Raw genomic sequence first — 22,707 nt, 5'->3', positions numbered from 1 at the left:
AGGTCAATAACCAATCGCCAATTATCAATTATCAATTATCCATTTACTCCATTACTTCTGGCGGACAATCCGAAGGCGAACTGCCCCATTCGCGGTTAGGTTCCGGTCCCATCTCCAGCTCCAAGACACCGCCCTGCACAATGTCTGCATGATTCAGATAGTTCCGCGTATAGGGACGGCCGTTCAGCGTAGCACGCTGGATATAGATGTTACGGGCGGAAGCCCCCTTGGCCTTGACGGTAAACGGATGTCCTCCCTCGGGATACAGCGTCACAACCGGGAAGGAGGGACTGGCCAACATATAATAAGGAGTACCCGGACAGACCGGATAGAAGCCCATGGCAGCAAACACATACCAGGCCGACATCTGACCTGCATCGTCATTGCCAGCCAGACCGCCGGGCGTATTGTGGTATTCCGTATCCAGAATGTGGCGCACAGCCTGCTGTGTCTTCCACGGCTGTCCGGCATAGTTGAACATAAAGGCCACCTGATGGCAAGGCTCATTACCATGCCAATAGCGTCCCTCGGTAAACATGGAATCGAGCTTGGCAGCATAAACTTCCCGACCACCCATCAATGCCATCAGGCCATAGGGATCCTGCGGCACATACCAGGTGTAATGACAAGGGGCTCCCTCGGTAATGAAGCGGGTGAAACGGAAGGCATTGTCGTCGTTCAGGAACGTACCATCAGCATGACGCCCTTGGGCATAACCGGTACGGGGATCGATAACGTTCCGATAATTGCGGGCACGTTCCATCAAAGCCCGGCAGTCGTCCGTCTTTCCCAAAACGCCAGCCACCTGGGCCAACGCAAAGTCATCGTAGGCATATTCCAGGGTACGCGATACCTGCTCACAGGTATGGAATGCATCGGGCACACTGTCCTCCAACGGAATATAGCCATACTTGACATACGAATCGAGGGCCCGTCGCCCCATACCATTCCGGTATTCCTCCAAAGTGGCCGGACGATCAAAAGCGTTCTTACGCATGCCTTCGTAGGCTTTTTCCATGTCAAAGTTTGTAATTCCCTTTATCCAAGCGTCGGCCAAAGCGGCTGTTCCGTGATCGCCAATCATGGCCGACGTATAACTGTTCCAACAAGGGAAAATGGGCATCCAGCCGCCTTGTTCGTACTTGCGTACCAGCGACTGCATCATTTCACCGCCCCGCTGCGGAGTAATCAGATTGACCAACGGATGCAGGGCACGGTACGTGTCCCACAGGCTGTAATCATCGTAATATGTCTGTCCTTCGGCCAGCTGCATCACCGGCTTCCCGGTAGCAAAAGCCGGATAACGACCGTCCACATCGTTGTATGTACGCGGCAGGAAGCTGGCCCGATAGAAAGCACCGTAGAACTTGGACAAGGCTTCCCGGTCGTCACTCTCCACCTGAATGAGGCTGAAACGCCGTTCCCAGATATCAGTCAGTTCGTGACGGGTCTGCTCAAAATCCCAGTGAGGAATCTCCGACAGCAGGTTGCGTTGCGCTCCGTCGGCATCCACGAAAGAAGACGCTGCCTTCACCAGCACTTCCTCACCGGCAGTGACATCAAAAGCCACATAGGCACCGACAGCCGAACAACCAGTCTGCTGCGACACAGCCTCGAACAGCGAATCAGCAGAGAAGGTTCCATAACCACTGATTTTCTTCTGGAATTCTACGACAAAATGTCCACTGAATCCTGCCGGTTGTCCCCAGCCCTGATAGATGCGGTGAACAGGATTATAACCATAAATACGATTGTTCACCGTATCGATGCACACGAAACCCTGCCCTTCGTCACTGTTAGGGGTCACCACCAGATAGGCCTTGCCGGCCTGCCGATAGGTAAAGCGGAAGATAGCCGAACGCGAACGGGCTGTCAGTTCCGCCCGAATACCCTCATCGGGCAGGGAGACCGCATAATAGGCCGGTGTAGCCACTTCATCCGCATGGGAGAAACGGGTGGCACGCTCCCCGGCCTGGCAACGCAAGGTGCCAGACAACGGCATCAGCGTCATGGAGCCGTAGTCCTGGGTACAGCCACCTACAATCCAATGGGAATTGCGGAACCCCTGGAACAGGCTGTCACGATAGTAATAGGGGGCAATGCACTTCTCTTCGGAATCACGGGTCTGAGGTGTCCAGAAATTCATGCCATTGGGCTCGAGTACAGCCGGCAAGGTCTGCCCGTACTCTTCGGTATTCTTACCGAACATGCCGGCTGTCCGCGTCGTACTGGGCGCCGTACCCACCCGCGTATCTACATACGACAGTCGCGATACCCCGGCCGGTGCATCGGTACATCCTACGCCACAACAAAGGCTGCATGCAGACAAACCTATAGCAATGAATACGGACCATCTCATAATTTGATATATATTTTCTTCTTATACAACGGATAACCGGCAGCTGCCATCAAGCCGACAAACAACAGGGAATAGACGGCAGAAGCCAGATAAGGATTGGCTACCAGCGAGTGGATGGCTTCATAAATAGGAGGTTTGATGCCTGTAGCCCCAATAACGATGGCCAGCACCTCGCTCAGCACATAGAGGAACAATGGATTCACCCCGAATACTTCAAAGCAACGGCACCAGTTCCGTTTGCCCTTGAAATCGATGAAATACATCAATGTAGCCTGCAACATGGCAGCCAGTCCGCAGGTGGTCAGAGCAAACGTGGGCGACCAGATGCGCTTGTTCAACGGCAAAGCCTCCGTCAGCAGGAAACCGACCGACATCAGCAGGAAGCCGGTCACAAACAAGCCGACAATCTTCTTGTCCAACGTATCAGCCTCCATAATCAGACGCCCGCAACAAAAGCCTATCAGGGTATGGGCAATGGAAGGCAAGGTGCTGAACAGGCCTTCGGGATCGATGGGACTCTTCAGATACAAATGGTCGGCACCCAACACGGCACGGTCGATGACCGAAAGCAGGTTGGTCTCGTCGGGAGCGTACCCGTTGGCCGACAACAGGAAGATACCATAACCGGCCAATATGACGCCGGCCAACCAGCCTAACCATTTATGGGGCATGTACAAAGCCAGGAAAGAAGCCGCACAATAACAGAGGGCAATACGCTGCAAGACACCTGTCAACCTCAGATGAGCAAAAGGAAAGAAATCACCCTTACAAATATATTCGAACCAATGGATGGCAATGCCTATCAGCAATATCAGCAAGGTACGTTTCAAGATTTTCCGAACAACTGGTCCGGATGGTTCAAAACGAAACTTGCGAAGCGCGATATAGGTGGAAATACCCATAATGAACAGGAAGAAAGGAAATACCAGGTCGCAAGGCGTCATGCCATTCCAGGCCGAGTGGCGCAGCGAGTCGTAAGACAAGGGGCCTCCCGCATTGTTCACTACAATCATGCCAGCCACAGTAATGCCCCGCAAGACATCGAGCGACAACAATCTCTTCTTAACCAATACTTCAGTCATGGTTCCTCCCTTCCTTCTTCATCAGTCGTTCAATACCAGTTTGATAGCTTTCTTCGACATTTCGATGCAATCGCCTTCGGGCTCGGCCGTATAAGGATTCTTGGCCAGCGTCCAAGGCTCTTCCATGGCATAATAATCGAGCTTCACTTCGGGCTTGCCGTCCAGCTGGTCCTGCAATGTCTGCCAATAGGCTGCCCAGCGCTTGTAATAGAAGTCACGCAAGAGACCGTTCCATTCCTTGTGGGCATAATCACGCAAGCCACCGTCGTCGGCACAGGTGCGGTTGCCCCAGGTCGTAATCTGTACGCGAGCATTCCACTCATAGAGGTCCTTCTCTTCAGGCGTAGTTCCCAGCTTGCGGGCCTGCTGTATCCAGCGGCCTACGCGGAACTCGCTACGGGTAGCCAGCAGGCTGTCCTGCATCAACAACAGATCGAGGAAGCGTTTGGAGTCACGGGCAAAGCTCTTCTTGTCGAAGCTCTTGAAATCGGCCACCGTACGGTTGTAAACGATACGTGCTTCATCGGAAATGGACTGGCGGACGATATCGACCAAATCGTATTCAAAATTATTGTTACCCCGATACTTGTCGGCCACTTCCACCATCAGGGCAGCCGCCTGGGCTGTGGTGGTGGGATCGTAATAGTTCTGCATCTTCGACCAGCTGCTAGCCTGGAAATTGTTCAGTGTGGGGCGTCCACAGAAGATGGATTCATGAGTTCCCTGCTGGTTGTTGCCGAAAGGACAATTATAAATGCCGTTGGCAAGAATGGTCCAAGCCTGCTCGATCTTGGCATCGCGCACGCCATAGCGGGCAAAGAGGTAATCCTTGAGCCAAGCTTCCTTGGTAAACTTCTCGGGATGCCAAGGCAATTCGCACATCAATTCGAACATTACCGGATTGTTTTCCGAGCCTTCCATCGTCAGGCCAATGCCCTTCAGATGAGCAGCCAGGGGATTGTTCTTGGTCAGATAGAAGTTATTCAGCAACTGGTCCATACGGCCATGCAGACCGACATTTCCCCCGAAGTTCTCGAGCATACAGAACAGCCAGTCGTGCTGTTCATAGCCGTTGTCACGCTTCCAGATGGAGGGGATACCCCACATGGGACGACATTCGCTGAAGAGATCGAGTATCAACAAATCACCATTCTTCAGGTTCTTCATCATTTCGGGACGCGGATTTTCCGTCCAACCCTGTACCACCCAAACGGCCTTTGGGTTCACCTTCTTCATTTCGGCCATCACTGCCTTGCCAGCCGCATCAAAGTCTACCTCGTCGGCATTCGACAATTCGTGGAAGGGGTCCATCGAATAATAGTCGGCCTTGCCATAAAGTTTCTGCTGCTCACTATAATATAGAGAAGCGATTTCGCTGTAACGAGGATCGGTAGGCTGCAGGAAGGCAGGACGGACAAAGCCGTTCCACAATTCCGGTTTCTCGATATCCAGGCCCAGCTTCTCATCAGCATCATGGGGTACCATGCCGCTATAACCGGGGAAGACCGGCTTGATGCCGTATTCTTTCATCCGCTTCAGGATTTTCTTCTGCAAGGCTTCCTGCTGAGTATACCAACTGTCGGGATTGGGACCGCCCCAACCTTCCAGGTTGTTCATAGCCCACCAGGCCAGGAAAGCAGGACCGGCAATGAAACGGTTCACTTCATCGCTGCTATAGCCCAGCTTCAACAGCATGTTACGCCACACACATTCCATGCCGACAGCAGCGAGCGGCAGGTTGATGCCGTGCAAAGCCATCCAGTCGATCTCCTTTTCCCAACGCTCCCAATCCCAAAACGCCATGGTATAGGAATAAGTACAATAATTGAAATCATAACGCAAACGCAAGTCTGTCTCTTTACGCAGAGGCTGGCTGACCGGAGGAAGCACATCGGGCAACTTGGCCTGCATACCGTTCCAAGACAACTGGATACCGGCGTAATATTTCAGATACCAGTTAAGTCCGGTTGCGATATTGACATAGGTATTGCCGCGCACCACGACCTTCGAACCTTTCTGATCCAGTTCAAAGAAGTCCTTGTCGCCTTTCTTCAACTCGATGACAAACTTACGAGAAGCACCCTTGTCTATCCGCTCCAACAAACCGTCTATCGGATTAGCCCAAGCGGCACCCATCGAAATAAAAAACAATAGAATAGTAAAAATAAACCGTCTCTTTCTCTTCATGATATTATTAAAAAAGTTTCTACGCAACAAAAGTAAGCACTTTCCTCTCCCTACAAGTGGAAAATAGAAAACTTTGGGCAGAATATAGTGAAGTTCAGACGGAATAATCCTACTTTTTCTTAAATACCTCGCTCGGCAGATAACCGAAGAACTCCTTGAAGCATTTCGTGAAATACTTGGGATCGTTGAAACCTATCGCATAGGCAACTTCCGAAACATTGGCACTGCCATTTCCCTCCTGCAACATACGCTGGGCCACATTCAACCGATAGCTCTTCATGAACTGGCCGATGGACTGACCCGCCAAGGCCTGCATTTTGCTGTTCACCAAGGTCTTGCTATAACCCATGTCGCGTACGAAACACTCCAGATTATACTCCGAATCGGCAAAGTGCTGCTTCATCAGGCCGAGGGCCTTCGATATGAACTGCTGGTCGCGGGATTCCTCCTTGATGTGCAGCTCACCCACATCGTTGCTAGCCGAGAAACGCTTCCGATACTGGTCCCTCAGCTTCAGCATATTGCGTATGCGAAGCAAGAGAATTTCTTCATCGAAGGGCTTGCACAGATACTCGTCGACACCAATTTCAAAACTTTTCTTTTCCTGCACCTGGGAAGAAATGGCTGTCAGCATCAAGATGGGGATGTGGGAAGTAGACAGATTTTCCTTGATCCGACGCGACAGTTCCATACCGTCCATTACCGGCATCATCAGGTCACTGACAATCAAATCTACATGATGCTTCTGCACCACCTGCAAGGCTTCCTCGCCATTGGAGGCTTCCAGCATTCGGTAGTCTTTGGAAAGCAAGGAAGCGATATAGGCACGCATGTCGGCGTTGTCTTCCACCACCAGAATGTTGGCCCGCCGTGACCCGCCTTCTTCCATCTTGGGCGGAAGGGCTTCTGCCCCACCGTCCACCGTCGAAGCTTCGTTGACGTCGGGCTCACATTCGCAAGCCAGCCAAGGCATCAGAATGCGGAAAGAAGCTCCTTTCCCATGATTGTTGCGCGCATAGACGCTGCCTCCGTGCAACTCCACGATTCTTCGGCACAGGAACAGTCCGATGCCGGTACCGCTCTGTCCGAACACAGGATGTGCATCACTCTTCTTCGACTGGAAGAAACGGTCGAAGATACGATCCTGGTCTCCTTCCACAATACCATACCCCGTATCGAAGACATCGATATACAACTGACGACCACCCTCTTCACCGCCACCCAGGGAAGCGGCATAAACGCAAATATGCCCGTTGTCGGGGGTGAACTTGACGGCATTGGCTACCAGGTTGACCAACGCTTTCCTCATATAAGCCGTATCCAGAAGAACACAAGGAGTCGCCATGTGACAATACAGGCGGATGTCGATGCCCCGTTCCCTGGCGAAGACCTGGAAAGGCAAGAGCAGTTCGGTAAGGAACTTCACCAGATGGCAGGGCCTGCGGTCCAAGGCCACCTTATCCATGTCCAACTTGCGGAAATCCATCAGCTCGTTCACCAGCGAGAGCAGGTAGCTCGAATTGCGTTCGGCTATCTGAAGCTGGGTGCGTACTTCCTCGTCCTGCACCTCCTTCAACGCATGTTCTATCGGGCCGTGAATCAGTGTGACTGGGGTACGGAACTCGTGTGTAATGTTGGTAAAGAAAGCGATCTTCTCTTCGGTAACCTCCTTAACATGCTGGGCCATTACTTCCAGCTGCTTGTTCTGAACGGCCAGTTCCTGTGTGCGTTCTTCTACCTTCTTCTCCAGAATGGCACGCTGCTGGCGATAACGGTTAATCTTCCGCCGGTACAAGATCCACACACCGACACATCCCAATACCAGCAGTAACAGATAGAACCACACCGACTTATAGAAATAGGGGACAATGCGAACCTGCAACTCGGTCAGCTGGTCCGACCAGCGTCCTGTCTCGTCGGTAGCCCGAATCTGAAGGATATATCTGCCTGGAGGAACAGCCGTATACCGCACGAGGTTATCGCCCGGCTTTGTTTCGTTCCATTCTTCTTCGTATCCTTTCATACGGTAAGCAAAGCGAATACGGGTATTGTTACCATAATTGCACGTAGTCAGTTCCAGCGTGAAGCGACTGTCCTTCTCGTGCAGAGTGATGGACGAAGCCTGCTGGATGCTCTCTTCCAGATAATCGCCGCTGGAAGGATAAACGGCATTGCCGGCTATCGTAAGCGATGACAACTTCACCACCGGTTTCACACCCGCCATAGCCTTGTCTTCGGCATGTAACACCAGCATACCGGCATTGGTAGCCAGAAAAATCAAGTCGCGCTTCGGCGAATAGTGGATACCGTTCCAATAGAATTGGGTGAAAGGCAGACCGTCATCCCGACTGAAGTTGGCAAATGTCATGGTACCCACATCCAGCTTGGAAAGGCCATCATCGGTCACCAACCACAGATGCCCCTTCCCGTCTGAAGCCATTCCCATAACAGTATTGTCTGCCAAACCGTCGCGGACAGTATAGTTAACAAAACGAAAACGACCGTCCTCATCATCCGTCAGGCGATACAATCCACTACCGTTTCCACCCAGCCAAAGGGTACCATGTTCATCCTCAAGAATACACGATATTTTCTCCATCTTCATCGAAGACGGATCGTCCAGCTTGTATTTCAGATAAGTATATTTGAAGCGTCTGTGCGAACGGGCGAACGACAGCAAGTCTACCACGACTACACCTTGAGTCGTTCCTATCCACAGGCGTTTCTTGTGGTCTACCGTCAGGGCATAAATTGCCTCAAACTCATTGTCCAGCCCGTCGAACAATACCCGTGTAAACGTACCCTGCGCCTTGTTGAAAAACAGTACTCCACGGGTAGATCCGAACCAGATACCTCCATTCAGCCGGTCTTCACAGGCACTGTTGATGAAATCGCCCTCCAGCGTCGGAATCTCCTCGCGCGTATAACGCTTGAAACGCCTGTTACCCGGCACGTTCAGGTCGAACTCATTGATGCCGACGCCCCAGGTATAAGCCCAAAGATGCTGGTCCGAATCCAGCAGAAGCCCACTGATTGTATTGTTACTCAAGGAGGTAACATCGCCCGGCGAGAAAGAATAGTGGTCGCACGTATTCTCCTCGGGATTCCATTTCACCAAACCACGCTCCACCACGCCCATCCAAAGATGGCCCAACGAATCTTCAGCAATGGCATTGACGGGCGACTTGACACTCTGGTTCATCGTCGGACAGGTCCAGAACTCCGTCTGCAAACGTTTGGGTGACAGCAGGTTCACGCCACCTGTTTCCGTTCCCAGCCAAATGGTTTCGCCCATCGTACAGATGCAGTTGATAGCATTACAGTTGAGGGTAACCTCGTCTTGAGAGCCGCTCTGGCGAATAAAAGAGAAAGTATCGGTGTCGCGATGATACACGTTCACACCGTTCAATGTCGATACGATCAGCGAACCACGCTCCGTCAGCTTGATGTCGGTAATATATGCCTGGCTCAGCATGCCAGACCGATGGGTAGAATAACGATAGCGTTTCATCTCCTCGGTCTTGCCGTTATACTTGAACAACCCCCTATTGGTACCTATCCACAACCAGTCGCCGTCCGTCTGCATACAGGATATCCGCCAGTCTTCCGAATAAGGCTTCAGGCTGTCGGACAGCGAAGAGACCTGAAGCCGATGTTCTCCTTTCTTCTTCAACACACAAATCCGATTGTCCAGTCCGGCACAAATTTCTTGTCCGACGCCTTCTATAGCTCGCACTGGCGACTGGCAAAACTTTTCCAGACAATAATATCCACGGATATTCCCTTTTTTGTCCAACTCGATGCACCACACATTGTTGTTACAAGAAATCCACATGTCGCCCGACTCGTCTTTATATATCCGATGGATGTACCCACCGGACAACGCTTCCAACTCTTCTTCGGCATCGGCAAACAGCTCCTCCTTGGTATACGTATCCAGATTGATAATTTCCAGTCCGCCTTCCGACCCTACCCACAGCCGTTTGAAGCTGTCCTCACACAACGTATGCACGAAGTCATTCTTCAATCCCAGCGGAGCCGTCTGCGAATGAATGGCCGTCACCCGATAGCCGTCATAACGCCCAATACCGTTGTGCGTGGCCACCCAAATAAACCCGTCGGAATCGCAGATGATGTCATCCACAAAGCTATGGGGCATTCCCGCCGTTTCGGTGATATAATAAAAATTGTATTGGCTGAAAAAGCGGTCCTCGCTTTGCGCAAGAAGGACCTGCCGACCAAGCAGCAGGACAAGAGGAAGAAGCAGCAGTCGTAGTTTCATGGTGTCAAGGTCTCTGCTTCCGCCCATACAAGGCCAGACATTCTGTGTGCGTATAGTATCCATCGTTTCAGGGATTCATCTTTATTCAATGTTGCAAAAATAGTTTTTTTAACAGAAAAACCACCATTCCGCCATCTAAAAATCTTCTTGTCCCGTATGGAAACGACACCTTTCGTACCATCCTGACCCTGTACACGCCAAAAAGATGCAATGTTCTGCCTCAAAACAAGCAATGTCCCCACTCGAAAGAAGCAATGTTTTCCGACACAAAAAGCAATGTTTTCCTGCCATCCCGACACGCTCCCCTTTTGGTAGTTTCACAAAAAAACCTTAGCTTTGCTTCTGAAACAAGAATTGTAAACAACATGATGACAAAATTTGAAATAGAAGAAAAGATCGTAGCGATGCTCAAGACCGTGTACGACCCCGAAATACCCGTCAACGTATACGACCTGGGCCTGATTTACAAGATAGACGTGACGGACGACTTCAACGTCAGCATCGACATGACGCTGACGGCGCCCAACTGCCCGGCGGCCGACTTCATCATGGAGGACATCCGCCAGAAGATAGAAAGCATCGATGGCGTGGCCTCGGCCACCATCAACCTGGTCTTCGAACCCGAATGGGACAAGGACATGATGAGCGAGGAAGCCAAACTGGAACTGGGATTCTTATAACCAAAACGACATACCATGAACAAGAAACAATTCAGCCTGCTGGCCTGCACGGCCCTGCTATGCGCCTGCCAGCCCGCACAGAAGCAAACAACCATCACCGGCACACTGACCGGCATGGAGAGCGACACCCTGATTGTGAACTATTTTGCCGTATCGGACCTGAGCCGACGGACACTGAACACGGACACCGTCGCCCTGCAAGAAGGCAAGTTTACCTGCCAACTGGAGAACGACAGCGTACCGATGGAAGTCTACTTCTACGCCAAACCCCGCAACGGCACTCCCATGAAACTGCTGCGGAAAAGCATGGGAGTTGTCGCCTTCCCCGGCGAAACGGTAGAACTGAGCGGTTCGATGGATGAGTATCACATGAAAGGGAACGCCTTCCACCAGGCTTATGAAAAAGTGCGCGCCCTGTGCAAGCCTCATGAGGACAAGATGCACGAGATAACGCAAGTCATCATGGGTATGCAAAGTGATGGTACACTGACACCCGAACGCCTTGATTCCCTGCGTCAAATCTATGAGCCGATCAATGCCGACATGAAAAAGGTGAAGGAAGACTACATCCGCCAGCATCCTGACGAAGACATCTCTGTCTATCTGCTATCCGACTTGGGCAAAGAAGCTGGCGACCTGCTCGACCTCATCGGCAAGAAGGCACAGAACGGTCCGATGGCTCCCCTCTACAAGGCCATGAAAGGAGCCATCGCCCAGCAGAAAGCCCGCGAAGAAGCACGCAAGAATATGGTCGAAGGAGCCGTGGCCCCCGACTTCACACTGAAGGACCTCCAGGGCAAAGACCTCACCCTGTCGTCCCTGCGCGGCAAGTATGTCGTGCTGGACTTCTGGGGAAGCTGGTGCGGCTGGTGCATCAAAGGCGTCCCCGACATGAAGAAATACTACGAAAAGTATAAGGACCGCATGGAAATACTGGGCGTGGACTGCCGCGACACGGAAGAGAAATGGAAAGCCGCAGTAGAGAAATACGAACTTCCCTGGCTCCACGTACGGAATACGGACGAGACAGACATCACGGTAAAATATGGCATACAAGGCTATCCCACCAAGATTGTCATCGATCCCGAAGGCAAGGTGGCGAAGATTGTGATAGGCGAAGATCCCGCCTTCTATAAATATCTGGACGAACTGTTCAAATAAAAATCTAACGAATACGCCTTATGAAGAATGTATATTTCCTCTCCGACGCCCATCTGGGTTCGCGTGCCATCGAGCACGGACGTACGCAAGAACGCCGTCTGGTGAACTTTCTGGACAGCATCAAGCACAAGGCCTCGGCCGTCTACCTGCTGGGCGACATGTTCGACTTCTGGTATGAATTCAAGCTGGTGGTGCCCAAAGGCTACACACGCTTTCTGGGCAAACTGTCCGAACTGACGGACCTCGGAGTGGAAGTACATTTCTTTACGGGCAACCATGACATCTGGTGTGGCGACTACCTGACGAAGGAATGCGGCGTCATCCTGCACCGCGAACCGCTGACCACAGAAATCCATGGCAAGGAGTTCTATCTAGCTCACGGTGACGGGCTGGGCGACCCCGACCGCAAGTTCAAGTTCCTGCGTGCCGTCTTCCACAGCCACACGTTGCAAACCCTGTTCTCCGCGCTTCACCCCCGCTGGAGTGTGGAACTGGGACTGACATGGGCCAAGCACAGCCGCCTGAAGCGGATTGACGGCAAGGAACCGGACTATATGGGAGAAAACGAGGAGCCATTGGTGCTCTACACCAAAGATTACCTTAAAAGCCACCCGAACATCAACTTCTTCATCTATGGGCACCGCCACATCGAGCTGGACTTGATGCTGAACGCCAACTCACGTATCATCATTTTGGGTGACTGGATCAATTGCTTCTCCTATGCCGTATTCGACGGCGAACATCTCTTTCTGGAAAACTACATTGAGGGAGAAACACAATTATAAAATATTAGGCATAAGGTGTGAAACTTGTACTTCACACCTTATGCCTAATACTTAATATCTAATCTTAATACCTAAATCAATATCTTCCCGCCTTGGCAATACGCTTCGGAATGTCCGTATTGTCCATCTTGCCCATAAACAAGTCAGAACCTGCACCAACGGCATAGACAGGAACATATTCAGCCGTATGGCTACTGCTGGTCCATCCGATGCGAGCAATCTGACTCATTACATCGTTAGCAGTTACAGCCAGCGGCTCGGTCTTGGCATAGAGCGTTTCCTTGAAAGCCACCTTGTTCTTTACGAAAGAAGTTTCATATGCATCGCGCAGCGAACGTTCCTGTTCCCATGTCAAAGGCAGCTTGCTCCAGAAGCCCATTGTATCAGACAGAAGTTCCTTAACCTGCTCCCAAGAAGCATGCTCGTTGCGGCGCAGGTCAGTGATGCGACGGGACAAAGCCTCAACCGACTGCTTTTGGCAATCGAGCGCCTTCAAGTTCAGCGTATACGTTCCGGTACCCATACCCAAACCGCCTGTTTCGTGGTCGGCAGAAACTACAATCAGCGTTTCTTTCGGATGCTTCTTGTAGAATTCATAAGCTACACGGATGGCATTGTCCATGTCAATCACTTCCTTTACCATCGTACCCGGATCATTGCTATGGCAAGCCCAGTCAATCTTTCCTCCCTCAAGCATCAGGAAAAATCCCTTCTTGTTATCTTTCGTCAGGAAGTCAATGGCACTTTCCGTGATTTGAGCCAATGTCAAGTCGTCTTCTTTGCGGTCGATAGCATAGGGCAGACAACTGGCAGAAGCACCTTCATCTTGCAGCAGCACCATCTTATCGGCGGTAGCGGCCTTCTCTTTATATTCCTTCAGACCACGGGCAATGGTATAACCCGCTTCTTCTATCATGGGATAAATAGAAGGAGCCTCTTTCTTGTCAAACGTTGTGGAAGGCTTCAAGAAACCTGCACCAGCAAAAAAGTCGAAACCGCTCTTGGGAAGTTCCAAAGCAATCTCATAATACATATTACGATTAGGCTGATGGGCATAGAAGGCTGCCGGCGTAGCATGATCCACACTGACGGTAGTAGCAATTCCCACCTTTTTGCCGCTCTTCTTAGCCAGATAGGCTACACTCTCCAAAGCTTCCTTGTTGACATCCACGCCAATGGCGCCATTGTAGGTTTTCGAGCCGGTGGCCAAAGCCGTTCCGCCAGCCGAAGAGTCGGTTACCGAATTGCTGGCCGAATAGGACGTGGCGATACCTGCAGCCGGAAAAGATCCGAACAGCAGTTTCTGCGTACCGATGCGGCCATCCTCCATCTCGGCACGAAACATTTCCGTTGTATTCACTTGATTGACTCCCATACCGTCGCCGATAAAGAAGAAAACGTACTTGGCCTGCTGGGCATAGGTCATCCCTGCCATCAGGACAAAAAGTAACAAATAAGTCAGTCTTTTCATAATAAATCCTCTATTTAATGAATATTCATGGCTTTTACATTGGGGCAAATATAGTGAAAAGCCCACAAGGAAACATTAAGATTGCGTTAAAAAAAGCCCTGAAACGCATTGCGTTCAGGGCTTTTACATATTTTCCAGGCTGACAATCAAGCTTTCTTATTCAGGATAGCCATCGTATCAGAAGCAATCATCAGTTCCTCATCAGTAGGAATGACAACCACTTTCACCTTCGAATCATCAGTAGAGATGACAGCTTCTTCGCCACGCACCTTGTTTTTCTCGGCATCGAGCTTAACGCCCATGAATTCCAAACCGGAGCAAGCACCCCAACGGGCAGATGCCTGGTTCTCGCCTACACCACCAGTGAAGACAATCACATCCACACCACCCAAGGCGGCAGCGTATGCACCGATATATTTCTTGATACGATAGAAGTACATATTCTCAGCCAGAACAGCTTTCGGATCACCGGCAGCCACTGCATTCTCCAAGTCGCGCATGTCGCTCGATTTGCCGAAGATACCCAGTACACCGCTCTTCTTATTGAGCAGACTGGATACACCGGCAGCGTCCAAGTGTTCCTTCTCCATGATGAACGTCACGGCACCACCGTCAATGTCGCCACTGCGCGTGCCCATCATCAGACCTTCGAGCGGAGTAAGACCCATACTGGTATCTACACACTTACCATCCTTAATAGCCGAAATGGAACCTCCGTTACCGATGTGGCAGGTAATGATTTTCGTACCTTCGGGCTGGATACCCAGAAACTCGCATACACGTTTTGAAACATAACGGTGGGAAGTTCCGTGGAAGCCATAGCGACGTACACCATACTTCTCGTACAATTCGTAGGGAACGGCATACATATAGGCATAGTCGGGCATCGTCTGATGGAAAGCCGTATCGAAGACTCCAATCTGAGGCACATTCGGCAGGATAGCCTCAATGGCACGGACACCTTTCAGGTTGGCCGGATTGTGAAGCGGAGCCAGGTCGTTGCAGGCCGTAAAGGCATCGAGCACTTCCTTGGTCAGCAAGACCGATTCACTGAACTTCTCACCACCATGGACCATACGATGACCTACGGCATTGATTTCGTCCAGCGACTTAATGGCACCATATTCAGGAGAGACAAGGGTGTTCAAGATAAATTCCACACCCACTGTATGCTCGGGAATATTCTTTTCAAGGATTTTCTTCTCACCGTTTGGCAACGTCAGCTTCAGGAAAGAATCGGGCAAGCCAATCTTTTCGATACCACCTTGGGCAATGACTGCCTTGTGGTCCATGTCGAACAACTTATATTTGATAGATGAACTACCACAGTTCAATACTAAGACTTTCATAATCTTACTCTTATTTAAGGTTAATCATTTATTGGCATTGGCTTTCGCGGCGATAGCCTGATTGGCCGTAATGGCAATCATGCGATAAACGTCTTCGATGGAACAACCACGTGAAAGGTCATTTACCGGACGGGCAATACCTTGCAGAATCGGGCCTACGGCATCGGCATGTCCCAAACGCTGAACCAGTTTGTAAGAGATGTTTCCGACTTCCAGACTGGGTACAATCAAGACATTGGCATGTCCGGCTATGGCAGAGCCCGGAGCCTTGCTGGCGCCTACTTCAGGAACCAAAGCGGCATCGGCCTGCAATTCACCGTCAATTGCAATATCAGGAGCCATTTCCTTAGCAATCTTCAAGGCCTCAACAACTTTATCTACCACTTCGTGCTTGGCAGAGCCCTTGGTAGAGAAGCTCAACATGGCCACCTTCGGATCAAGCCCAGCCACTGCATGAGCCGTACGAGCCGTACATACGGCAATCTGAGCCAACTGAGAAGCGTCAGGTACCGGAGTTACAGCAACGTCTCCCATCACTAAAATGCCATTCTTTCCATATTCAGGAGCATGAGTCAGCAACAGCATAGCACCTGAAACACAAGTGATGCCCGGAGCCGTCTTGATAATCTGCAAAGCCGGACGCAAAACATCACCAGTCGTATTGCGAGCACCCGCCAACTGGCCGTCGGCATCACCACTCTTGATAATCAGGCAACCCAGATACAAAGGATTCAACACCAGCTTACGGGCTTCTTCAATCGTCATGCCTTTTTTCTTGCGCAATTCATACAAGAGCTGTGCATATTCCTCCTGCTTCGGATGATTGGCAGGATCAATGATGGTAGCCTTGTTGATATTACCCAATCCCCATTCTTTGGCACAAGCATGGATTTCATCAGGATTACCTAAAAGGATTAAATCGGCAATTCCGTCAGTCAGAATCTGATTGGCAGCTTTCAAGGTACGCTCTTCCGTACCTTCAGGAAGAACGATACGTTGGCGATCAGCCTTGGCACGTTCGAGAATTTCATTAATTAATCTTTGCATGATATATAAGATTGTGTTAAAGACTTGACAATACGTGTTTATCACGTTGCAAAAATACACAATTTTGCAACTTCAACATTGCAAATACGCGGATTTTTGCGACGTGAATGACAAATATTATAATATTTAACACTATCCTTCCATTAAAAAAACGAACTTCCTACCGTAACTCACAAATACGACAAAAACTCCCTGAAAACGCTACACCCTATAAACATTATAACTACCTTTGCACCCGTTTTCAAAAAGGTATTTTAGGATATTTAGTTTTTAGGATTATGATTCGTCAATGCGCCATCCTTTTCGGATGTCTGGCTTTGGGTGAACTGATTGTCTGGCTAACAGGCATCAAACTGCCGTCGAGCATCATCGGCATGCTATTGCTCACCCTGTTTCTGAAATTGGGTTGGATCAAACTGCACTGGGTGCAAGGAATGTCCGACTTCCTGGTTGCCAACCTCGGCTTTTTCTTCGTGCCGCCCGGCGTGGCACTGATGCTGTACTTCGACGTCATAGCGGCTGAATTCTGGCCCATCGTCACCGCTTCGCTCATCAGTACTTTATTGGTTATTGTAGTCACCGGATGGGTTCACCAATTAGCACGTAAAATCAAATGAACTTCTTAGAAAACGAATTCTTCCTGCTGGCCATCACTTTCGGCATATTCTTCCTGGCCAAGCTCCTGCAGAAAAAGACGGGTATTATGTTGCTCAACCCCATTCTGCTTACCATCGCTCTGCTTATCCTGTTTCTGAAAATGACTGGAGTGAGCTATGAAACTTATAATGAAGGAGGACACCTCATCGAATTTTGGCTGAAGCCGGCAGTAGTCGCCTTGGGCGTACCCCTGTACCTCCAACTGGAAACCATCAAAAAACAATTGCTCCCCATCCTATTGTCCCAGCTGGCCGGCTGCATCGTCGGAGTCGCTTCTGTCGTACTGATAGCCAAGTGGATGGGAGCGTCCGACGAAATCATCTATTCGCTGGCTCCCAAATCGGTTACCACTCCCATAGCCATGGAAGTAACCCAATCACTGGGTGGTATTCCCTCGTTGACAGCAGCCGTCGTCGTATGCGTAGGTCTCCTGGGAGGCATCCTGGGATTCAAGACCATGCGACTGACCCATATCGGCAGTCCGATGGCCCAAGGGTTGTCACTGGGCACTGCTGCTCATGCCGTAGGGACCTCGACCGCGATGGACGTCAGCAGGAAATATGGTGCTTTTGCCAGCTTGGGACTGACACTGAACGGTATATTTACAGCATTGTTTACTCCAACCATCCTAAGATTATTAGGATTGCTTTAAACATGTTCATGCAAAAGCCATTAGGCATAGACAAATTGAAAGCCACTTATTTCATTTGTCTATGCCTTATCTTTTTGTATCTTTGCCCACTCTATTAGGAAATACGATGATATGATAGCATTCAAAGACATTGAGCTGAAAGACAAGGCGCTGATCACCTCCTTTACCTTACACAGCAAGAGGCGTAATTGTGACCTGTCGTTCTCCAACCTATGCAGCTGGCGCTTTCTGTACAATACCCAATTCGCCGTATTGGACGGTTACCTGCTACTGAAGTTCTGGGCCGAAGGCGAACTGGTTTATATGATGCCCATCGGAGAAGGCAACCTGAACAAAGTCTTGGAAGCGATGATACAGGACGCCCACGACGAACGTGCTCCTTTCTGCCTATTGGGCATCTGCACAGATATGTGTGCCGAACTGGAAGCGTTCATGCCCGGCAGATTTCAGTTCACGGCCGACCGTGACTATGCCGACTACCTATATCTGCGAACCGACCTGGCGACCTTGGCTGGCAAAAAGCTGCAACCCAAACGTAATCATGTCAACAAGTTTAAGCGTACCTACCCCAACTACGAATATACGCCCATCACGCCCGACCGCATTCAAGAATGCCTTGAACTGGAAGCCGAGTGGTGTAAAGCCAACCATTGCGACCAGCACGAAGGAACGGGCAACGAACGACGGGCATTGGTCTACGCACTGCACCACTTCGATGAATTAGGACTGACAGGCGGTATCCTTCACGTAGATGGACGTATCGCCGCCTTTACCTTCGGCATGCCTATTAACCAAGACACCTTTGGTGTACATGTAGAAAAGGCCGACACACGCATCGAAGGGGCATACGCAATGATCAACTATGAATTTGCCAACCACATTCCCGAACAATATGTCTATATCAATCGGGAGGAAGACTTGGGCATCGAAGGATTGCGTAAGGCAAAGCTATCCTACCAACCTGCCATTATTTTGGAAAAATATGTTGCCTGCCTACGCGATGAACCTGTAGAGCCTATCAAATGGTAGCTATTCGCAAACATTATGAAAGAAAAAGTCAGAAAACTTTGGAAACTCTGTTTCCATGACAGTCCAGCCTTTACCGACCTGTATTTCCAAATGAGATACAACAACGAGGTCAATATTGCCATCCAAAGCGGAGATCTGGTCATTGCAGCCTTGCAAATGCTACCCTACCCCATGACCTATTGTGGTAAAACGATTGCTACGTCTTATGTTTCAGGGGCTTGTACCCATCCGGACTTCCGCAATAAAGGGGTGATGCGCGAGCTGTTGGCCGAGTCCTTTGGCAAGATGCATCAGAAAGGTATCTTGCTATCCACACTCATTCCGGCCGAACCATGGCTGTTTGACTATTACGCCCAAAGCGGATATACGACAGCCTTCCATTATCAAACAACAATCTTTCACCAAACAGCAGACTACGAGCTATCATCAGAGTATGCAATGACAGTAACTAATGAGCTGACGGCCGCTTCCTATGACTACTTTGAACAAAGAATGCACCAACGCCCCTGCTGCATTCAACATACAGCAGCAGACCTTAAAGTCATCCTGGCCGACCTGCAACTAAGCGGTGGTCACATCTATACCCTTTATCATACCCTCCAGCAGGAACCCGTTGCCCTGGCCTTCGCTTATCCAGCTAAAGAAGGAGAATGGTGGATCGGCGAACTATTGGCCAATTCGGAGCAAGAGGCCCAAAATCTGCTGCAACGTATCTGCCAGACGACTCAGCAAGACACCCTCCGTCTGCTCCATCCCGTCCAGGAAAAAGAAAAGAGTGAAAGATTGGGTATGGCCCGCATCATTGACGCCCATGCCATGCTCCAACTCTACGCAGCCGCTTATCCAGAGACTGAATGGAATCTGGTTTTGACCGACGAACAGCTGCAAGCCAACACGGGTTACTACTATCTGAACAACGGGCATTGCATGAAAAGTGCCAAACGGCTGCCTGTCAGCCATCTGGCACTTACTATCGGAGAGCTCACCGCAAAGATACTGGTTCCCCAACACCCCTACATGAGCCTGATGCTCAACTGAATTACAAGCCGCTGAAGTCCACACCTTCAAACAGCAGCGAAGGAATACGCCACGACGAAGACAGACGAGGATCATTCCCCACGGCCGCCAATGACTGCCACAGGGTCAGCATATTGCCCGTCACATTCATTTCGTTGACCGGCTGCACCATCCGTCCGTCTTCTACCAGGAAGCCTTCAATGCCATACGAGAAGTCACCCGTCGTACTATTACAGTTTCCTCCATTGAAGCCCGTTACCAGAATGCCCTTCCCGACACCGGCCAACAGTTCATCCAAACTCTTTTCACCCGGCGCCATAACCAATACAGACGGTGAACTGATGGTAGGCGGCACTCCCATTTTTTTCGAATTGTAAGTATCAATAAAATAAGTCTTCAGAATGCCTTGATCGAAGATGGGACGACGTTCGGTAGCCACTCCCTCCGCATCAAAATACCCGGCACCATTGGCACCTATCAGATGGGGTTCGTCCGTCAGTGTCAGACAATCGGCCCCGACCTTCGTATTCAACTTGTCGAGCAGGAAAGAATTGTGCTGCTGGAGAGACAAACCATACAAGGCACTGAGCAGAGGGCTGAGCAGACGGCTGGAGTTCAGCGAATCGACAATTAACGTATACTTGCCCGAAGCAGCTTTTCTCTGTCCCAGCTTTCGAAGAACGCGTTCCAAAGCCTTTTGCCCGACACCCGTTTTCTGCAGCTTGTCATAAAACAGAGCGGAGTCATACCACATATCCGAAGGACGCGCCTCGCCCTCTCCTTTGATGGATACACTGGCCGAGACAGAATACCAGGTAGAGCGTTCCTCCCCTTCGAAACCATTGCTCGTCAAGCGATAAGAGGCACTCTCGCCATCACTGAAAGACGTGTCGACCGAGATGATGCGTTCGTCCTTGCCCATCACCTCCTCGGCTGCCGCACGGGCAATTGCCACCTTGTCGTCGGGACCTACCTTCCGTCCCTTCTCATCGAACAGTTGCAAGTCGGGCTTGCCTCCTTTATAGTAACGTGAAGGGTCGGGCAAGACACGTGCCTCGTCTACCGCCAGATAGCGGGTCGACTCAATGCCGTTACGGATGAAAGTTTCGAGCTCTTTCTTGTCCAGACGGTTGGTCGAATAGCTGCCGTAACGCCCGTCTACATAAAGATTGATGGTCAGCCCGCTTTCCGAAGCCTGCTGCAGCTTGTCCATCTGTGCATTGCGCAGATCGAACGACGTATTGGAGTTGGCATACAACACCAGCTTGGCTGCCTGGCAACCATTCTTCAGAGCAAAATCCAACGCCCATTGTGCCAGTTTCTTATTATTGTCTGTTATCATAGTCGTACTTTCTCTTTAATCGTTTTTACTCTCCTCCCACTGTCAGCTTGCTGACCAGTGCCGAAGGCATGCCACACGTCACAGGGCAAGACTGTCCGTCCTTGCCACACGTCCACGTGCTGTTGTCTATCTTCGCGTTGTCGGCCACCATCGTGATGTCAGCCAAAGCCTTCGGACCGTTGCCAATGATATTGATGTCCTTGATGGGTTGCGTCAGCTTGCCGTCCTCGATGAGATAGCCCGACTTCACGAAAAATGTAAAGTCGCCCGCACCGATCTGCACCTGGCCGTTGGTAAAGCTGTCCACATAGATACCCTGCTTGACCGAAGAGATGATGTCTTCTTCCTTCAGGTTGCCTGCCTCCATATAGGTGGCACGCATACGAGGGATGGGCATGTTGCGGAAGGTGTCGCGCCGTCCGTTGCCCGTGGGTTGCAGGCCGTAGTGGCGGGCGCTGATGCGGTCGTGGATGTAGCTCGTCAAAATGCCGTCCTTTACCAGATACGTCTTCTGTCCTTCCACTCCTTCGTCGTCGAAGTTGACCGAGCCGCGGTTGAAGGGGATGGTACCGTCGTCTACCACCTGGATGTGTTCGTTGCACACCTTCTTCCCCAGCATGTCGCAGAAGATGGACGTGCGCTTGCGGTTGAAGTCGGCTTCGAACGCATGCCCGATGGCCTCGTGCAACAAGATGCCCGAACCGCCGGCACCCATTACGACCGGCATTTCGCCTCCCTTCGGCTTGACAGCCTGGAAGAGCAGCGAAGTCTTTTCCACGGCTTCGCGCGCCAGCATGTCGACAATGTCGTCGGTCAGGAACTCAAAGCCCTTGCGATAGGAGCGGGAAGCCACATAGTTCTCCACCCGTCCCTTGTCCTGCATGATGCAGACGGCTATAAAGTTCACCATCGGGCGATAGTCGTAATAGCTGGTGCCTTCGGAGTTGCAGAAGAGCACATGCGAGGTGCTGTCCGACAAGACGGCCTGCACCTTCATTACCCGCTTGTCCAGCGAGAAGATTTTTTCGTTCAGCTTCTCCAGATAAGGGATTTTCTCCTTCACGCTGACATCCTCCAGCGACTCTACAACGGCATATCGGCTCTTGGGCAATGTCTTTTCCGTCAGAGCGGCCACGCGGGTCGACTTGCCCGACGAAGCGATGCGGGCAGCCGTGCGGGCGGCACGCAGCATTTCGTCGAGCGTAACACCCTCGACATAGGCATACCCCGTCTGGTCGCCCGACAGGACACGCACGCCCATACCGAAGTCGATGTTGGCACTGCAATTGTTCACCTTACCGTCCATCAGCGTGACACTATTGTTGAATGTATGTTCGAAATAAAGGTCTACATAGTCGCCTCCCTTTTCCAGCGCCGCCTGCATCACTTTCTTCAAGTCGGCTTCGGTTACGCCGAAATGGGCCATGGCTGCTTCCGTAGCCGACTGCTTGCCGGCCGGATTCAGTTTGCCCGACGACATGGCCAGCGAAGGCAGGGTCAATGCACCCAAGGCAGCCAGGCTGCCTGTCTGTAGGAATTTTCTTCTGTCCATTTTTCTGATGATATTAGAATATATTGTTCATGTTCTTTCTAACCAATGTAACTTC

The 22,707-nt window shown here is 50.9% G+C and carries 16 protein-coding genes; 7 read left to right on the top strand and 9 right to left on the bottom strand.

Translation table 11 applies throughout. The features are described 5' to 3' along the window. Positions 1-43: 43 nt before the first annotated feature. The 4 genes from BQ7483_RS16965 to BQ7483_RS16950 form a co-directional block, all read right to left on the bottom strand. Positions 44-2,359: a GH92 family glycosyl hydrolase gene (locus BQ7483_RS16965; protein WP_083535776.1), complete on the bottom strand. Its 2,316-nt coding sequence runs from the start codon at positions 2,357-2,359 to the stop codon at positions 44-46. Then, entirely contained in the window at positions 2,356-3,441 is a 1,086-nt protein-coding gene (locus BQ7483_RS16960) for an acyltransferase family protein (RefSeq protein ID WP_022019831.1), read from the bottom strand. Before BQ7483_RS16960 ends, BQ7483_RS16965 begins: the two co-directional genes overlap by 4 nt. Positions 3,442-3,462: 21 nt before the next feature. Next, positions 3,463-5,577 (bottom strand): alpha-N-acetylglucosaminidase, encoded by a 2,115-nt coding sequence (locus BQ7483_RS16955; protein WP_407657235.1) that lies wholly within the window; start codon positions 5,575-5,577, stop codon positions 3,463-3,465. 160 nt (positions 5,578-5,737) lie between these two features. Beyond that, complete coding sequence (locus tag BQ7483_RS16950) at positions 5,738-9,910, bottom strand: hybrid sensor histidine kinase/response regulator transcription factor (protein WP_072546696.1); 4,173 nt, start codon at positions 9,908-9,910, stop codon at positions 5,738-5,740. 368 nt (positions 9,911-10,278) lie between these two features. Here BQ7483_RS16950 and BQ7483_RS16940 point away from each other — a divergent pair, with 368 nt between their 5' ends. The 3 genes from BQ7483_RS16940 to BQ7483_RS16930 are packed head-to-tail and all read left to right on the top strand — an operon-like array spanning position 10,279 to position 12,536. Continuing rightward, positions 10,279-10,590 carry a metal-sulfur cluster assembly factor gene (locus BQ7483_RS16940; protein WP_072546793.1) on the top strand — a complete coding sequence of 104 codons (312 nt, stop codon included), beginning with the start codon at positions 10,279-10,281 and terminating at the stop codon, positions 10,588-10,590. A gap of 15 nt (positions 10,591-10,605) precedes the next feature. Continuing rightward, positions 10,606-11,751, top strand: a complete 1,146-nt coding sequence (locus BQ7483_RS16935; protein WP_022019827.1) for a TlpA disulfide reductase family protein — start codon at positions 10,606-10,608, stop codon at positions 11,749-11,751. A gap of 20 nt (positions 11,752-11,771) precedes the next feature. Next, the gene (locus BQ7483_RS16930) at positions 11,772-12,536 is read left to right on the top strand and encodes a UDP-2,3-diacylglucosamine diphosphatase (RefSeq protein WP_022019826.1); all 765 of its coding nucleotides are present in this window, start codon (positions 11,772-11,774) and stop codon (positions 12,534-12,536) included. Between the two features lie 76 nt (positions 12,537-12,612). Here the strand turns inward: BQ7483_RS16930 and BQ7483_RS16925 are convergent, their stop codons facing one another. The 3 genes from BQ7483_RS16925 to pta all read right to left on the bottom strand — a co-directional run bounded on the left by BQ7483_RS16925 (position 12,613) and on the right by pta (position 16,403). Beyond that, positions 12,613-14,007 (bottom strand): alkaline phosphatase, encoded by a 1,395-nt coding sequence (locus BQ7483_RS16925; protein WP_072546694.1) that lies wholly within the window; start codon positions 14,005-14,007, stop codon positions 12,613-12,615. 146 nt (positions 14,008-14,153) lie between these two features. Beyond that, a complete protein-coding gene (locus tag BQ7483_RS16920) occupies positions 14,154-15,356 on the bottom strand; it encodes an acetate kinase (RefSeq protein WP_072546693.1) in 1,203 nt (400 codons plus the stop codon). Between the two features lie 24 nt (positions 15,357-15,380). Further along, positions 15,381-16,403 carry a phosphate acetyltransferase gene (gene pta, locus BQ7483_RS16915; protein ID WP_022019823.1) on the bottom strand — a complete coding sequence of 341 codons (1,023 nt, stop codon included), beginning with the start codon at positions 16,401-16,403 and terminating at the stop codon, positions 15,381-15,383. A 278-nt stretch (positions 16,404-16,681) separates the two neighbouring features. On the opposite strand from pta, the gene BQ7483_RS16910 reads away from it, so the two are divergent. The 4 genes from BQ7483_RS16910 (at position 16,682) to BQ7483_RS16895 (ending at position 19,779) form a co-directional block, all read left to right on the top strand. Next, positions 16,682-17,020, top strand: coding sequence for a CidA/LrgA family protein (locus BQ7483_RS16910; protein ID WP_022019822.1), 339 nt, complete (start codon positions 16,682-16,684; stop codon positions 17,018-17,020). Next, complete coding sequence (locus BQ7483_RS16905) at positions 17,017-17,712, top strand: LrgB family protein (RefSeq protein WP_072546692.1); 696 nt, start codon at positions 17,017-17,019, stop codon at positions 17,710-17,712. The genes BQ7483_RS16910 and BQ7483_RS16905 overlap by 4 nt, the downstream gene beginning before the upstream one ends. Before the next feature lie 111 nt (positions 17,713-17,823). After that, positions 17,824-18,741 carry a DUF2156 domain-containing protein gene (locus BQ7483_RS16900; RefSeq protein ID WP_072546691.1) on the top strand — a complete coding sequence of 306 codons (918 nt, stop codon included), beginning with the start codon at positions 17,824-17,826 and terminating at the stop codon, positions 18,739-18,741. A gap of 15 nt (positions 18,742-18,756) precedes the next feature. Then, on the top strand, positions 18,757-19,779 hold the full coding sequence (locus tag BQ7483_RS16895) for a GNAT family N-acetyltransferase (protein ID WP_072546690.1): 1,023 nt from the start codon (positions 18,757-18,759) through the stop codon (positions 19,777-19,779). Between the two features lies 1 nt (position 19,780). Here BQ7483_RS16895 and BQ7483_RS16890 read toward each other — a convergent pair whose 3' ends face one another. Then, on the bottom strand, positions 19,781-21,100 hold the full coding sequence (locus tag BQ7483_RS16890; RefSeq protein WP_072546689.1) for a TldD/PmbA family protein: 1,320 nt from the start codon (positions 21,098-21,100) through the stop codon (positions 19,781-19,783). A gap of 25 nt (positions 21,101-21,125) precedes the next feature. Further along, positions 21,126-22,652, bottom strand: a complete 1,527-nt coding sequence (locus tag BQ7483_RS16885) for a TldD/PmbA family protein (RefSeq protein ID WP_072546688.1) — start codon at positions 22,650-22,652, stop codon at positions 21,126-21,128. Positions 22,653-22,707: the final 55 nt, after the last annotated feature.

The organism is Mediterranea massiliensis (assembly GCF_900128475.1).
Lineage (GTDB): Bacteria > Bacteroidota > Bacteroidia > Bacteroidales > Bacteroidaceae > Bacteroides > Bacteroides massiliensis_E.
The sequence above is the reverse complement of the archived record's forward strand: the minus strand, read 5'-3'. Positions and strand labels throughout refer to the sequence as shown.

Excerpts from the sequence above, each read along its gene's own strand:
- BQ7483_RS16965 (WP_083535776.1), bottom strand. The coding sequence starts at position 2,359 with ATGAGATGGTCCGTATTCATTGCTATAGGTTTGTCTGCATGCAGCCTT.
- BQ7483_RS16960 (WP_022019831.1), bottom strand. The coding sequence starts at position 3,441 with ATGACTGAAGTATTGGTTAAGAAGAGATTGTTGTCGCTCGATGTCTTG.
- BQ7483_RS16955 (WP_407657235.1), bottom strand. The coding sequence starts at position 5,577 with ATGGGTGCCGCTTGGGCTAATCCGATAGACGGTTTGTTGGAGCGGATA.
- BQ7483_RS16950 (WP_072546696.1), bottom strand. The coding sequence starts at position 9,910 with ATGAAACTACGACTGCTGCTTCTTCCTCTTGTCCTGCTGCTTGGTCGG.
- BQ7483_RS16940 (WP_072546793.1), top strand. The coding sequence starts at position 10,279 with ATGACAAAATTTGAAATAGAAGAAAAGATCGTAGCGATGCTCAAGACC.
- BQ7483_RS16935 (WP_022019827.1), top strand. The coding sequence starts at position 10,606 with ATGAACAAGAAACAATTCAGCCTGCTGGCCTGCACGGCCCTGCTATGC.
- BQ7483_RS16930 (WP_022019826.1), top strand. The coding sequence starts at position 11,772 with ATGAAGAATGTATATTTCCTCTCCGACGCCCATCTGGGTTCGCGTGCC.
- BQ7483_RS16925 (WP_072546694.1), bottom strand. The coding sequence starts at position 14,007 with ATGAAAAGACTGACTTATTTGTTACTTTTTGTCCTGATGGCAGGGATG.
- BQ7483_RS16920 (WP_072546693.1), bottom strand. The coding sequence starts at position 15,356 with ATGAAAGTCTTAGTATTGAACTGTGGTAGTTCATCTATCAAATATAAG.
- pta (WP_022019823.1), bottom strand. The coding sequence starts at position 16,403 with ATGCAAAGATTAATTAATGAAATTCTCGAACGTGCCAAGGCTGATCGC.
- BQ7483_RS16910 (WP_022019822.1), top strand. The coding sequence starts at position 16,682 with ATGATTCGTCAATGCGCCATCCTTTTCGGATGTCTGGCTTTGGGTGAA.
- BQ7483_RS16905 (WP_072546692.1), top strand. The coding sequence starts at position 17,017 with ATGAACTTCTTAGAAAACGAATTCTTCCTGCTGGCCATCACTTTCGGC.
- BQ7483_RS16900 (WP_072546691.1), top strand. The coding sequence starts at position 17,824 with ATGATAGCATTCAAAGACATTGAGCTGAAAGACAAGGCGCTGATCACC.
- BQ7483_RS16895 (WP_072546690.1), top strand. The coding sequence starts at position 18,757 with ATGAAAGAAAAAGTCAGAAAACTTTGGAAACTCTGTTTCCATGACAGT.
- BQ7483_RS16890 (WP_072546689.1), bottom strand. The coding sequence starts at position 21,100 with ATGATAACAGACAATAATAAGAAACTGGCACAATGGGCGTTGGATTTT.
- BQ7483_RS16885 (WP_072546688.1), bottom strand. The coding sequence starts at position 22,652 with ATGGACAGAAGAAAATTCCTACAGACAGGCAGCCTGGCTGCCTTGGGT.